Origin of the sequence: Mesorhizobium sp. AD1-1, assembly GCF_020164655.1 — a bacterium.
Taxonomy (GTDB): domain Bacteria; phylum Pseudomonadota; class Alphaproteobacteria; order Rhizobiales; family Rhizobiaceae; genus Mesorhizobium; species Mesorhizobium ciceri.
The window spans coordinates 85130-97922 of the sequence record NZ_JAIUGP010000012.1 but is presented as its reverse complement, the minus strand read 5'-3'; the positions used below and the strand labels follow the sequence as shown (position 1 = coordinate 97922).

Here is a 12793-nt window from a genome sequence, read left to right as displayed (position 1 = left end):
AGCATGACCGTTTTACAGCCGCCAACCGATTCGCGGCAAGGCGATCAAGCCGGACAACACCAACCAAATCGAAAGCCGAAACTGAACAACTGCCCGGAAGGGCGGAAAGGAAACACCATGGACCGCAACTTCGCGCGGGCGCTTGCGCTTGTTCTCAAATCGGAAGGCGGGTGGTCGGACAATCCGGCTGATCCTGGCGGCGCCACCATGAAGGGCGTGACGCTTGCCAGCTTCCGCCGCTATGTGAAGGCGGGCGCGACAAAGGCGGATCTGCGCGCGATCAGCGACGCGCAGGTCGCCACCGTTTATCGCCGCTTCTACTGGGACGCTGTGCTCGGCGCCGAGTTGCCCGATGGCGTCGATCACGCGGTATTCGATTTCGCCGTCAACAGCGGGCCTGGCCGGGCGGCCAAATATCTGCAGGCGGCCGTCGGCGTTGCGCAGGACGGCCGGATCGGACCGGTCACCGTCGCGGCGGCCAAGGCAAAGCCGGCCGGTGTGACCATCGATGCACTTTGCGATGCGCGGCTGGCGTTCCTGAAGCGGTTGCCGACATGGGCAACATTCGGGCGCGGCTGGTCGGATCGGGTCAGGTCGGTGCGGGTTCAGGCCCTGCTGATGTCGGCGCAGCGCCCCGCCGCACCGGTGACCGCGGCGGCGCCGCCCAGGGTCGAAACATCGGCCAATGGGGCGCCGTCGGTTCGTCTCGAGCAGCCGACGCCCGGCGGCAAGACGGCTGCCGTGGCCGGCCTCCTCGTTCTCATGGCCGGAGCGCTCGCGGCCGTCCGGCATCAGATCGCCGATTTTTTCGGAAGCCTGTTTCGATGACATGGTTCAACACCAATGCGCTGCACAATCTCCTCAACACGCTGATCGCCATCATCTGCGGCGGCGCGCTCGCCGGCTTTGACTGGACGCTGCTCGGCGTGAGCGACCGCACCGCCCTTCAGATCAGCGGCGCCATTGCCCTTGCCAAGATCATCATCAACGCGGTGCGTGACGGGCCGCGCGGCATGGTCGCGCCGGCCAAGGAGACATGAGATGGGAACACTCGCTTTCGCGCTGCTTGGCCAGGCCTGGCCGTATCTTCTGGCAATGGGCGCCGCGCTCGCCGGTGTCTGGACGGCCTACGCCAAGGGCAAGGCCAACCAGAAGGCCAGGCAGGATGCCGCCGACGCCGCGGCGCGCACCGAAGCCCAGGAGATCGACGATGCCGTCGCCGGCCGGGCGCCGGACGACAACAGAGGGAGGCTGGCCAGATGGTCAAAATCATAGCGCTCTCGCTCCTGCTGGCCGGCTGCACCACATCAGGCGGATCGTTCTGCGCGGCCGGGCATCCCATCCGACCGACAAGGGCAGAGGCGGCGGCCCTTTCCGACGCGTCGGTGGCGGCGATCCTGGCTCACAACGAAAAGGGCCAGAAACTTTGCGGCTGGAGGCCATGATGAACGATCTTTTCGACCTGCTCGGCATCAAGGGACCGGTCGTGGCGGCGGGTCTCGCCGGCGGCGTTCTGCGCGCGCTGTCGCGGCATCGCTACAAGCTGCGCGAAATGGTGGCCTCGCCGATCTGCGGCGCGCTTGCGGCGGCTTATCTGACGCTGCCGGCGGTCTCCTACGCCAGGATCGCCGGCCTGCCGATGCCCGATCCCGCCGACGACACCACCACACTGGCGGCCGCCTTCCTGATCGGCGTCTGTGCGATGTGGATTTCGGACGTGCTGTTCGAGTTTGTGGTGCGGAGATTCAAACCGGGGGTGGAGGAGTAGCTGTTGGCACCGCGTCGTCTGTTGGCTGCTGCCTGACGGAATTACCGAGACAGGTGGACCTGGCGCGGCGTGGCTCTCATTTCCAGGACCGACCGCTGCCCGCTTCGGCTCACGCCGGGGCGGGCTTTTTTGCATTTCCGATCGGCCATTGCTGAGCGGCATTCGAGTTGACCGGTCTCGTCATTGTCCGTTGTGATAAGCAAGTTAATCATGTCGGTTATGCATAATGATTATTGTTAATTTTTGATTGAAGCACCGAAACTAGATAAAGACTTGAGCGGATGAAGTGTTCATATATTGTTAAGCAAGAGGTAGACCACAGAAGACGGAAGCCATCTCCATCATCAAACGGGAGTAGCTTTCATGAACAAGTTCACTGTTATTTTCGCCGCTGTTGCAGTTGCATCGTCCGTTGGAGCCGCCGAGGCAGGTTGTGGGTGCGGAGGTTCGGGCGGCTGGGGAGGCAATTCGAGCAGCCTGATCAATGTTTCGCCGTCCATCGACCTTGGCAAGATCACCGCGCTGAACGACGTGCTCAGCGGCAACAACATCCTGAGCGGCAATGTCGTCTCAGGCATTCTAAACGGCAACAAGACCGGCATCGTCGGTGGCGTTCTGAGCGGGCTCGGCGTGAACCTGCTGGGCGGCAACAGCTACAGGCTGGGCAAGCGCCACTAGGCCGGCGATGCATTTCAACTGTCGAAGGCAACCCAAAATAGCCCGTTCCGGTGCGCCGGGCGGGCTATTTCGCGTGTCGGGCCGATCAAGCGAGGATGTTGACCGCGCGTGCCGCGACCAGCGCGATGGTCAGCAGCGAGATCATGGCCTCGGCCATCATCAGCAGCTTGGCGCGCTGGGAAAGGGGCAAGGTATCGGTGGGCGAAAACGCTGTCGCATTGGTGAAGGCGAGGAAGAAATAATCGACGAAACCGGGCAGCCAATCTCGGAGGTCACGGTCGTTCAACGTCATCTGCGCGAACAGGAAATCGGCCTGCGCAAGCTTGACGAGGCCGCAGGTCGGCGGGCCGCCGCGGTCGGTGCTCCAGAACCACAAGGCAAAGACGATGACGTTGGTGACCCAGATGTTGAGTGCGTCGATCAGCAGCGTCGTGCCGCTGTTGCCGGCATGGCCCTCCAGCAAGGCACGCACCAGCAGGACCAGCGAACCGCAGTTCATGATGCTGATGATGGCGGTCATGGTCAGGGCTGTTCTGCGGATCATGACCCGAAACTGGCCGATCGCATGCCACTCGTGGTCCTCGACCGCCTTGCGGGTGGCGGCCTGTGTCCAGGCGGTGGCCACCGACAAGGGCAGCAGCAGAGCGGCCTCCAGCGCGGGCGCTAGCCAGCGCGGCCCGAATGAGAGATTGTTGATGACCAGAAGCTGCAGGCAGATGATGACGAGAACGGCCGCACGGGCCATCCAGAAATCGAGCGCACGGTAGTGGATGACGGCATGGTGGTGGCGCATTTATCAAATCCTGGATGCTTTTTTGGGGACGGGAACCGGTCAGGCGTAGGCGACGCCTGCCGCGATCACGCCCGATGCGCCGTGCCCGGCATGTTCAGGGCGCTCCGGGACGGCGTGTTCCATTGTTGTCCTGCTGGCATGTGATGATGAGAGAGGCGGCATGGTGGCGCGAAACTCTGCCTCAATCTTGGTTTTGCCATGGTCACCCAAGTATACATTTTCGTAAGCTTCGAGTTCTGGGCTGTTCCAAAAACCGTCCGGTGTGATTTATCCACCGCATGACGCGAATCGACGAACCCATGAACGGTTGGCTGCCGGTCGGCAGTTCTGTTCCAGGCGACTGGCGGCAGTCGTCGATCTGGCAGGGGCTGACGCGCTATCCAGAAGCCGGCCTAGCGCTTTTGTGCCTGACACAGATCCTGTGCTGGACCGTGGCGCCCGCGCTTGTCGACGTGTCACCGCCCAACGATGTCGTCGAAGGCTTCATGTGGGGCCGCGAATGGGTGCTGTTGACCTACAAGCATCCACAGCTTCCCGGCTGGCTGCTCGAGATCAGCCATCTTCTGACCGGATCGTTCCGCTGGCCGCAATATCTCGTGGCTCAGCTAACGATCTCGGCCACTTTCGTGCTAGTCTATCTGCTGGCCCGCGACATGCTCGGGCGAACCCGCGCGCTGGCCGCCGTGCTTCTGATGCCGTCGCTCTATTTCTTCGGCTGGCCGACCCCACAGTTCAATCATGACTACGCGCAGATGCCCTTCTGGGCCGCTATCTGCTGGCTGTTGTGGCGTGCGGGCCGTGGTGGTGGGCCGGGCTGGTGGCTGGCGCTCGGGCTGGTGTCGGGCGTCGGGCTCTATGCCAAGCTTTCCACCGGCCTATTATTGCTTTTCGGGGCGATCTGGCTGCTGTCGGACACACGCGCACGCAGTCGGCTCGCCACGCCCTGGCCATGGCTCGGGCTCGCGGTTTTCGGCGCTGTCGCCGCTCCACTGGCCGCCGAACTCTGCCGCGTCGATTTCCTGCCGCTGACCTATGCCGCCTGGCGCGATCAGTGGGTGGTGGCCCATCGCTCCCGCTTTTATTATATCGGCGTCCAGATGGCTGGGTTCTGCGGCTTTCTTCTGGTGCTGGCGATGTCAGGGCTGCTGCGGCGCTCGCCCGCGCCGCAAAAGCCCGTCGGGCGCGGCACGCTGGTCTATCTCTTGTGGATGGGGGTTGGCCCGGCGATCCTCGTGATGGTGGCGTCCCTGTTCACCGGCGCCGGCGAGGCCTGGGGCGCGCCGATGTACAATCTTGCTGGCGTTGTGGCGCTCGCCTTGCTGGGCCATCGCCTCGGCGCCATCGAGATGCGAAAGCTGGCGATCTGCGCGCTCATCTCCATTGTCGGCATATCCGGTGCCTATGCGGGCATCCGCTGGACGAAATGCAATCTGCGTGGGCGCATGGACGCCGTCTGCTGGCCGGCGCAAAAGATCTCGGATGAGGCAGAGGCTGTCTGGCACGCTGCGACGCCCGATCGGCTCGACATCGTCGGCGGCCATGCCCTTATTGCGCCGCTGGCGGGCCTCAATGCCTATGACAAGCCCTCGATCTTCACCGAACTGAACATGCAGTACGCCCCCTGGATCACCAAGGAGCGGCTGCGCGAGCATGGCATATTGCTGGTCTGGCCCGGGCGCGATGTGCCATCTTATCTGCAGGCGTGGGTGGGCGACATCCCGGTCAAAACCGTTCTTTTCGACTGGTCGCTCAAGGCGCCGCCGGTGGCGATCAGCTTCGCCGCCATTCCGCCTGGCGCGCGGCAGTTGCCGGGTGCTATCGACGGCCTCGCCCGACCGAGCAACTGAAGCAGATCCGCCGGTCCGCTGGACGAAGCAGGTGACAATGCCCATCTATGTCCAGACAAACTTGCCTTGAGGAGACGTGATATGGCGACTTCGACCGAACGCGCAGTCCTTGCCGGTGGCTGCTTCTGGGGTATGCAGGATTTGATACGGCGCTATCCCGGCGTCATTTCCACCCGTGTCGGCTACAGCGGCGGCGACGTGCCCAACGCCACCTACCGCAACCACGGCAGCCATGCCGAAGCCATCGAGATCAATTTCGATCCGGCCATCATAAGCTATCGCACGCTGCTGGAACGCTTCTTCCAGATCCACGATCCGACGACCCGCAACCGCCAGGGCAACGATGTCGGGACGAGTTATCGCTCGGCGATCTATTACACCAGCGACGAACAGAAGCGCATCGCCGAGGACACGATCGCCGATGTCGATGCCTCGGGCCTGTGGCCGGGCAAGGTCGTCACCGAAGTCGCACCCGTTGGCCCCTTCTGGGAAGCCGAGCCCGAGCATCAGGACTATCTGGAGAAATATCCCAACGGATACACCTGCCACTTCGTCAGGCCGGGGTGGAAGCTGCCGGTTCGGGAAAAAGCGGTGCCGTAGTTTCACTGATACGACAGGATTTGAGAAGCCGCGGAGCGCTCGCTCCGCGGCTTCTTTTCATTGCAATTCCTACTTGCCGCAATGGTTGTCGTTAACTGTCGGCGCGGTGGTGCCCGGCGACGTACCACTGGCATCGGGCTGTGCGCCCTGCGGATGGGCAGGGCAATTTTCATCCGCGTTTGAATTCGTGGCGCCCGGTGCTACCGTCGTACTGTTGGTCGTGCCGGGGTCTACCGTGTTCGGCGAAGCCGGCGTATTTGGGTCGACGGTGACCGACTTGCCGCTGCCGCCGGATCCGTCGGTGCCGCTTGTGCCATTGCTCTGCGCCATGGCCGATGTCGCCAGGCCAATGGTGAGCGCCGAAGCTGCGAGGATTTTCATGAACATGGTTTGTCTCCATTGTCTGTGAACTCGTCGCGTAGCGACTGGTGGGACAACCTCGCGGCCTGGTGAAGGTTCCCGATAAATTCTCGCGCCGGCAGAGCCAGCCGCTCCCGCCCTGGCGCAATGCTTTTGGCGCAGTGCGATAAAAAAACGGCTTTTCCTTCAACTCGAATGATGCTTTAAGGCGCACATCCACAGGGGTGCTCCGTACGGTCGGGGCTGAGACGGGGGCGGCAAGCCCACAGACCCTAGAAGCTGATCTGGGTAATACCAGCGGAGCGAGGCGGGCGATGTTTTCAGGCGCACAGATTTCCCTATATCCCATGACCGACGATTTCGTCGGTGTCATCCTTGGCGCGCTCGGTGCGCTCGATCCCTGGCGCGACAAACTCAGGATCGAGACCGACGACATCTCGACCTTGCTGGTCGGGCCGCCCGAAGTGCTGTTTCCTGCCATGCGCGACCTCTTCGTGGCGGCGGCACGCAGCGGCAAACATTGCGTGTTGTCGGCCACCATCTCGCGCGGCTGCCCTGGCGAGCCGGACGATCCGATCTGCCGCTCCGATGCGTTTGGCGGGCCCGTCGGTCCACTCGGCCCGCGCAAGGACGCGGCCATCGAGGCGGTGCGCAATGCTGCTGCCACCGGCCAGCCTGCGGCGGCGCAGTTCTCGCTCTATGTGATGGGCACAGACGACCACATGGACGAGATCTACGGCTGCATAGACTTTCTCAAGCAGTCCGGCGTCTATGAGCGCTCCAAACATTTCTGCACGAAACTGCGCGGTGATGCCGGTGCGATCTTTTCGGCGCTGGACGAGGCTTTCTGCCGTTTCGGACCAGGCGCTGGCCACGTAACCCTCGACGTCACGGTCTCGGCCAACAGCCCGTCGGCCGTCTGAAGCCGCGCCGCTCTCGCGGCCGTCAAAGGTTATCTCCCGTGGTCTCATCATCAGTCGCTTCGCGCCCGATCGCGAGCTTTCTCGTCAAGGCAATGCCGGCCATGATCTCGGCCGGTTTGCTCCTGCTGGCGTGGGAGCTTTATGCCACCTATTCCGGCATCAGGGCCACGATACTGCCGGCGCCGTCACGCGTCTTCGAGCAAGCGATGCTCAATCGCGAGGCGCTGGCCGACAATGCCGTTCCGACCATCCGTGCCACGCTTCTTGGCTTTGCCTGTTCGCTCAGCGCAGCCTTCGTGCTGTCGATGCTGGTCGACTTCTTCCAGCCGCTGCGGCGTGCGTTGTTTCCCGTCTTCATCGTCAGCCAGACCTTGCCGCTGGTGGCGATCGCGCCGCTGGTGGTGCTGTGGTTCGGCTTCGGGCTGGCGCCCAAGATCATGCTGGTGGCGCTGGTCACCTTCTTTCCGATGCTGGTCGCATTGGTCGAAGGCTATGAGGCGACCGAGGCCGAGATCGGGCAAATGCTGCGCGCCATGGGGGCAGGGCGCTGGCGCATCTTCCTGCTCGCGCGGCTGCCTTCGGCGCTGCCTTACTTCTTTGCCGGGTTGAGGATCTCCATCACCTATGCGGTGGTCGGCGCCATCTTCGCCGAGTATGCCGGTGCCGCAAAGGGACTGGGCATCTACATGCTCAACGCCAAAAACAATTTCCGTCCTGATCTGGTTCTTGCCGCCGTCGGTGTCAGCGCGGCGCTGACCCTTGTCCTGTTCGGGTTGACCGTGTTGCTGCAGCGTCTTGCCATGCCCTGGGAGCGAGCCGGCAGGGAAACTGCCGGGAAGGGGGCCTGGCGATGAGCCGGCTCGAACTGCGGCATGTGCACAAGGCGTTCGGTGGCCTCGACGTGCTGGCCGATATTTCGCTCAGCGTCGGCGCTGGTGAGTTCGTCTCGATCCTTGGACCCTCGGGTGCCGGCAAGTCGACGCTGTTCCAGCTTCTGACCGGCGCCGAGCATGGCGAGGGCGAGATGTTGTTCGACGGCGCGCGGCTCGACGACCACGGCAGGCACTTCGCCTTCATGCCGCAGCGCGACGCGCTGATGCCATGGCGGCGCATCCTCGACAACACGACGCTCGGGCTCGAAGTGCAAGGTATGAGGAGACAGGCGGCGCGGGCGCGCGTTGCGCCGTTGTTTGCCGAATTCGGGCTTGCCGGCTTCGAGCGGCATTTTCCCGCGCAGCTGTCCGGCGGCATGCGCCAGCGCGCGGCCTTGCTGCGCACCGTGGTGCAGAAGCGCGACATGCTCCTGCTCGACGAGCCTTTCGGCGCGCTCGATGCGCTGACCCGCACCGCCATGCAGCGCTGGCTCGAACAGATGTGGCGGCATCATCGCTGGACGGCGCTCTTGATCACCCATGACGTGCGCGAAGCCGTGTTCCTGTCCGACCGCATCTATGTGCTGTCGGCGCGCCCGGCCCGCATCGTGCGTGAAATCAGGGTGCCGTTGCCGCGCCCGCGCAGCCTTGGCGGCGATGCCGCGCGCCAGGCAAGCGCGCTCGAGGCCGAAATCCTCGACATCATCCTCAACCCCAATCCATCCAAAGGACACGATCATGACTGACTTGACGCGCCGGCAGGCCTTGTTGCTGACCCTTGCCACCGGCCTTCCCTTGATTGCCGGAACGCGTCGGGCTCGAGCACAATCGGCGGCACAAAAGGTCACCGTCGCCCTCGACTGGACGGTCAACACCAACCACATCGGACTGTTCGTTGCCCGCGACAAAGGGTTTTATCGCGAGGCCGGACTCGAGGTCGACATCCTGCCCTACAGCGATACCGGTGCTGGCACGCTGGTCGCAAACCGCGTCGCCGATTTCGGCATCAACGGCACCATCAGCCTGTTCACCCAGAGAACCGCCGGGGCGGATCTGAAGGGCGTCTATGCGGTGGTGCAGTCCGAAACAGGCCGCGTGGTCTTCAATGCGGCACGCAACGAGATCAAAAGCCCAAGAAGCCTCGACGGCTTGATCTATGGCGGCTTCGGCAGTGCCTGGGAAAACGCGCTGATATCGACCATCATCCGCCACGACGGCGGCAAGGGCGATTTCGAGACGGTGACGCTCGGCACCTCAGCCTATGAGGCGCTGGCCAATGGGTCGGTCGATTTCACGCTCGAAGTCTCGACCTGGGAGGGTGTCGAAGCCGAGCTCAGGGGCGTCAAGCAGCGCAGCTTCGTCTATGCCGATTATGGCGTGCCTGACGAGCACACGACGCTGATCTCTTCGAGCGAAGCCTATCTCCAGGCCAATCCCAAGCCTGCGGCCGACTTCGTTCAGGCGACGCGACGCGGCTACCAGTTCGCTGTCGACCACCCCGACGATGCGGCAACCCTGCTGATCGCTGCAAACAAGGATGCCTTGACCAATCCGGCGCTGATCCACGCCTCGCTGAAGGCATTGATCGACGGCCATTATCTACGCAGCCAAAGCGGGGCCATCGGGACGATGGATCCGGCCAAGATGGAAGCGATTGGCGACTATCTCTTCGCCTCCGGCATTCTGCGCGATTCCGACGGCAAGCTGGTTGCTCGACGCCCGGATTTCGGGAGCTATTTCCGCAACGACTATCTGAGCTAGTCTGGCAAAACCAAATGACATGGGTCGCCAGTCTTTCTGGGCGACCGCGTGGAGCAGGTCGTCTGGAAGCGGCGCCCTGGCTCCCCGACAGCCAGTTTAAGACCGATCTGATCTTGTTGATTAACTGCCCGGCAATGGTTGCGTGCAAAGGTCGCCCTGAGGGATCATTGGGGTGTCTGCATTGCTCATATCAAAAAGCGAGGCGCTTTCGCACGTCAGTGACGGCACGATTCTGTCCGCAGCCCGAAAGCGTGAGATCCTGGTGGATTTGCGCGAAGGTTTCTTTCGGATCTGCGCGCTGGCCTTCGCGGGCATGTTCGTCTACCGCGGCGTGTATCACCTGATGCTCGACCCGACGCGCATCAATGTGGCGCTGGTGGCGATTTCCGAGATCCTGACCTTTACCTGGCTGCTTCTGTCGCGTCGGCCGAAGGTTCGCGACTGGAACCCGCTCACGGTGGTTGTCTCCGTGATCGCCAGCTTCGGTGTCGGTTTCATCGACCTGGAGCCGGGCGTGGCGATCATCCCGGTCCATGTTGCGGCGCCGCTGCAGGCCCTGGCGTTGGGGTTCGTGATCTGGGGAAAGATATCGCTGGGGCGTTCTTTCGCCATTCTGCCGGGCAATCGCGGCGTGATGACAGGCGGTGCCTACCGTCTGGTGCGGCATCCGATCTATGCCGGCTATCTTGCCGGCCATGTCCTGTTCCTGCTATCGGCCTTTTCCTTCTACAATCTAGCCGTCTACGCGGTGATCACCTTCTTCCAGGTGCACCGCATCCTGCGCGAAGAGGCGCTGCTGGCCGCCACGCCGGAGTACCGGGACTATATGAAGCGCGTCCACTACAGGCTGTTCTACGGCGTCGTTTGACAAGCGCCCCGGCGCGCAGCAACCACACTGGCAACGTTGATCGTCAATAGACCTGCGCATTGTTTGTGCAAACTAATGTTACAACTTTATTATTTCAGAAATTTTGAGATATATATACCACACTTCAATTTCAGTATTCTCTCTGTGAAGCTGAAACTCACTACCTCGCGTAATTGCTTCTGCAATCGGCTTCTCGCCATCTCCGGCCGATCGGAAAGCCCGCCACGCTGGTGGGCTTTCTGCGGTCCACAGGCGTGCCGGAATTAAATCCTGGTTGCCGTCACCTGGATGGCCGTTTCTGTTGCTGGCGTGACTTCTTCCGCGCGATGCCCGCCACAATCGCGGAACGGTAGGCCTTTGGAGCGCTCGTCTTTTGAACATCGCAGCTGCGACGTTCAACCCTATGGCGGCGGCGGCCTTGGGCTCGTGCTGCTCATCGTCATCGTGCTTGTCGTGCTCGGGCGCATCTAGCCGGGTTATCGCCAACTGATCGCAATCTCGTGAGCGCCCCAATGTCGGCGTGCACCGGATTGTGATGCAGGCAAGCCGGCTTGTGATCCTGCACTCTGCAAAACTTTCGTATGGTCATTGCGGTCCACACCCCCCCGTGGAAACAAGAGGAGAGGGTCCCACCCCTTGTCCTCCTCCAAGGCCCGCTCCGGTTCACCGTAGCGGGCTTTTGCTTGCTGGCGAGGCAAAACCGGCTCGCATCAAACCCTATGGGCGAGGCGTTCAGATGCTGGCGCCAGTCGACTACTCCATGTCAGGCACGTCACCGCTGACGAAGAGCGTGTTCGGCGGACCATATTCGCCCAGCGTCGGATCGGCCTCACGGCTCCAGGCGATGACGCCGGAATGCTTTGCCGTCAGAGCCCTGGCGGTGCGTATGGCGCGATCCTCGCTCTGCTGGTCGGCGGGTCCAAAGGCTGGGAACAACTCGCCATCCTCACCGCGATCGAACGCGACCACGACGATCAGCCTGGGATTTTTCTGGCCACTGGAATCGGACATCTTGCACCTTTGGCGCAGAACCTATCACATTGCTCGGGGTTGAAGGCCGCGAATCGATGAATGCCGACTTTGGGGAGTGGCATCGTGCAAGATCAGCGTTTCGATGAGCCGGTCAGGATTGCGCTCGGCCGATCGCGAAACTCGATCTTCAACGTGGAGCGGGTCGCTCAGGCTGCCGACATCCTGCTGAACCGCTGGCCGGTTGCGACCGGGCAAAAGCATATGGTTGCCCGCAAGGCCTGTCTGGCCGTGCTCGAGGGAAAGAAAGAAGTCTCGGCGGCAAGAGCGGCGTTCATCAACGCCGCTATCGAGGCGGACATCCTCGTCGAACCGCGTGAGGTGTCGATCCCGTAGCCTGCCCCTGGTGAAATTGAATCAGGATCTGGCTCCATCCCCTTGATGTATGCCCCTTTTTGGCGATCGCCGACCGGCTTTTCAGGGCTATTGACCTGCCTCTCGGCACGCCCTGCACGGTTATCCCGCACATTTCGCTGCCTGTTGGTCAGTCTTCGGCATCTGTTGACATAGCATCCGGGCCTCGGTATTGAACAGGATTATACAGGTTCATTGAACAGGTACCCTTATGAAGCGGCGCGCGGTTCAACTGTCTCCCGGCACGGGCAAGCCCGAGCAGATCGCCACCGTCCTCGAACATGAGATCCGTTCCGGCGTCCTCGGTTTCGGCGACCGCCTTCAAAGCGAGAACGAACTCGTCCAGCGCTTCTCCGTTAGCCGCAATACGGTCCGCAAAGGCCTCGAGGAACTGTCCAGCCGCGGGCTGATCACGACCAAGGTTGGTATCGGCTCGTTCGTCACCTTCGACGGCAAGCCGGTCGACGACTCGATCGGCTGGTCGCGCGCGCTGGCCGATGCCGGCGCCAATGCCGAGACGCGGACGCTGCGGCTGGAGGTCATCGAAGACCCCGATCTGGCTGCGCTGCTTGGCATCGAAAGCCCGTTCTTCATCGCCGTCGACCGGGTGCGCACCAACGCCAGCGACGGCCATGCGATCTCCATCGAGCGCAGCCGGTTGCCATTGTCCTCCGAGCTCGAGGACGTACCGTTGCGCGGATTGCGCGAGGGCTCGCTGCACCAGACGCTGCGCGTCGCCGGCCTCATTCCCGACCATGGCGAGGAATGGGTCGAGATCGAGATGCTCAATGCCGAGGATGCGGCCATCCTCGGCTGCCCGCAAGGCACGCCTTTCCTGCGTGGCCGCCGGCTGACGCGCGCCGCCGACGACCGGCCGATCGAGTACGTCACCAGCCTGCTCAATCCGGCGCATTTTGCGCTGCATATGAGGTTCTGAGCG

At 62.6% G+C, this 12793-nt stretch carries 19 protein-coding genes and 1 riboswitch; of the genes, 16 read left to right on the top strand and 3 right to left on the bottom strand.

From position 1 onward, the window contains the following. Positions 1 to 117: 117 nt before the first annotated feature. The 6 genes from LB519_RS21765 (at position 118) to LB519_RS21740 (ending at position 2446) form a co-directional block, all read left to right on the top strand. The gene (locus LB519_RS21765) at positions 118 to 828 is read left to right on the top strand and encodes a glycoside hydrolase family 108 protein (RefSeq protein WP_224621157.1); all 711 of its coding nucleotides are present in this window, start codon (positions 118 to 120) and stop codon (positions 826 to 828) included. Next, positions 825 to 1040, top strand: coding sequence for a hypothetical protein (locus tag LB519_RS21760; RefSeq protein WP_063168557.1), 216 nt, complete (start codon positions 825 to 827; stop codon positions 1038 to 1040). The genes LB519_RS21765 and LB519_RS21760 overlap by 4 nt, the downstream gene beginning before the upstream one ends. Before the next feature lies 1 nt (position 1041). Next, positions 1042 to 1275: a phage-related exported protein gene (locus LB519_RS21755; RefSeq protein WP_013530787.1), complete on the top strand. Its 234-nt coding sequence runs from the start codon at positions 1042 to 1044 to the stop codon at positions 1273 to 1275. Beyond that, positions 1260 to 1445: a hypothetical protein gene (locus LB519_RS21750; protein ID WP_013530788.1), complete on the top strand. Its 186-nt coding sequence runs from the start codon at positions 1260 to 1262 to the stop codon at positions 1443 to 1445. Before LB519_RS21755 ends, LB519_RS21750 begins: the two co-directional genes overlap by 16 nt. Continuing rightward, entirely contained in the window at positions 1445 to 1768 is a 324-nt protein-coding gene (locus tag LB519_RS21745) for a hypothetical protein (protein ID WP_013530789.1), read from the top strand. Before LB519_RS21750 ends, LB519_RS21745 begins: the two co-directional genes overlap by 1 nt. Before the next feature lie 363 nt (positions 1769 to 2131). Beyond that, entirely contained in the window at positions 2132 to 2446 is a 315-nt protein-coding gene (locus tag LB519_RS21740; RefSeq protein WP_013530790.1) for a hypothetical protein, read from the top strand. An 85-nt stretch (positions 2447 to 2531) separates the two neighbouring features. Here LB519_RS21740 and LB519_RS21735 read toward each other — a convergent pair whose 3' ends face one another. Then, positions 2532 to 3239, bottom strand: a complete 708-nt coding sequence (locus LB519_RS21735) for a hypothetical protein (protein WP_063172564.1) — start codon at positions 3237 to 3239, stop codon at positions 2532 to 2534. Between the two features lie 299 nt (positions 3240 to 3538). Between LB519_RS21735 and LB519_RS21730 the strand changes: the two genes are divergently transcribed. Together LB519_RS21730 and msrA are read left to right on the top strand one after the other, a co-directional pair. Further along, a complete protein-coding gene (locus LB519_RS21730) occupies positions 3539 to 5086 on the top strand; it encodes a glycosyltransferase family 39 protein (RefSeq protein ID WP_224621156.1) in 1548 nt (515 codons plus the stop codon). Positions 5087 to 5167: 81 nt separating this feature from the next. Next, positions 5168 to 5686, top strand: coding sequence for a peptide-methionine (S)-S-oxide reductase MsrA (gene msrA, locus LB519_RS21725; RefSeq protein WP_013530793.1), 519 nt, complete (start codon positions 5168 to 5170; stop codon positions 5684 to 5686). Between the two features lie 69 nt (positions 5687 to 5755). Here the strand turns inward: msrA and LB519_RS21720 are convergent, their stop codons facing one another. Further along, the gene (locus LB519_RS21720) at positions 5756 to 6073 is read right to left on the bottom strand and encodes a hypothetical protein (protein ID WP_013530794.1); all 318 of its coding nucleotides are present in this window, start codon (positions 6071 to 6073) and stop codon (positions 5756 to 5758) included. A 183-nt stretch (positions 6074 to 6256) separates the two neighbouring features. Further along, positions 6257 to 6370, top strand: a riboswitch (TPP riboswitch). Here LB519_RS21720 and LB519_RS21715 point away from each other — a divergent pair. The 6 genes from LB519_RS21715 (at position 6361) to LB519_RS21690 (ending at position 10941) form a co-directional block, all read left to right on the top strand. After that, a complete protein-coding gene (locus tag LB519_RS21715; protein WP_224621155.1) occupies positions 6361 to 6969 on the top strand; it encodes a Ykof family thiamine-binding protein in 609 nt (202 codons plus the stop codon). (Overlaps the previous riboswitch by 10 nt.) 92 nt (positions 6970 to 7061) lie before the next feature. Further along, on the top strand, positions 7062 to 7823 hold the full coding sequence (locus LB519_RS21710) for an ABC transporter permease (protein ID WP_224621222.1): 762 nt from the start codon (positions 7062 to 7064) through the stop codon (positions 7821 to 7823). After that, positions 7820 to 8587, top strand: a complete 768-nt coding sequence (locus LB519_RS21705; protein WP_224621153.1) for an ABC transporter ATP-binding protein — start codon at positions 7820 to 7822, stop codon at positions 8585 to 8587. Before LB519_RS21710 ends, LB519_RS21705 begins: the two co-directional genes overlap by 4 nt. Beyond that, positions 8580 to 9602, top strand: a complete 1023-nt coding sequence (locus tag LB519_RS21700) for an ABC transporter substrate-binding protein (RefSeq protein ID WP_224621151.1) — start codon at positions 8580 to 8582, stop codon at positions 9600 to 9602. Before LB519_RS21705 ends, LB519_RS21700 begins: the two co-directional genes overlap by 8 nt. Positions 9603 to 9774: 172 nt before the next feature. Then, a complete protein-coding gene (locus tag LB519_RS21695; protein ID WP_013530799.1) occupies positions 9775 to 10470 on the top strand; it encodes a methyltransferase family protein in 696 nt (231 codons plus the stop codon). Between the two features lie 357 nt (positions 10471 to 10827). Beyond that, positions 10828 to 10941 carry a DUF3309 family protein gene (locus LB519_RS21690; RefSeq protein WP_224621149.1) on the top strand — a complete coding sequence of 38 codons (114 nt, stop codon included), beginning with the start codon at positions 10828 to 10830 and terminating at the stop codon, positions 10939 to 10941. A gap of 282 nt (positions 10942 to 11223) precedes the next feature. Here the strand turns inward: LB519_RS21690 and LB519_RS21685 are convergent, their stop codons facing one another. Continuing rightward, positions 11224 to 11481: a hypothetical protein gene (locus LB519_RS21685; protein WP_013530800.1), complete on the bottom strand. Its 258-nt coding sequence runs from the start codon at positions 11479 to 11481 to the stop codon at positions 11224 to 11226. Positions 11482 to 11565: 84 nt separating this feature from the next. Between LB519_RS21685 and LB519_RS21680 the strand changes: the two genes are divergently transcribed. Continuing rightward, positions 11566 to 11835 (top strand): DUF982 domain-containing protein, encoded by a 270-nt coding sequence (locus LB519_RS21680; protein WP_013530801.1) that lies wholly within the window; start codon positions 11566 to 11568, stop codon positions 11833 to 11835. A 229-nt stretch (positions 11836 to 12064) separates the two neighbouring features. After that, positions 12065 to 12790 carry a GntR family transcriptional regulator gene (locus LB519_RS21675; RefSeq protein WP_013530802.1) on the top strand — a complete coding sequence of 242 codons (726 nt, stop codon included), beginning with the start codon at positions 12065 to 12067 and terminating at the stop codon, positions 12788 to 12790. Positions 12791 to 12793: the final 3 nt, after the last annotated feature.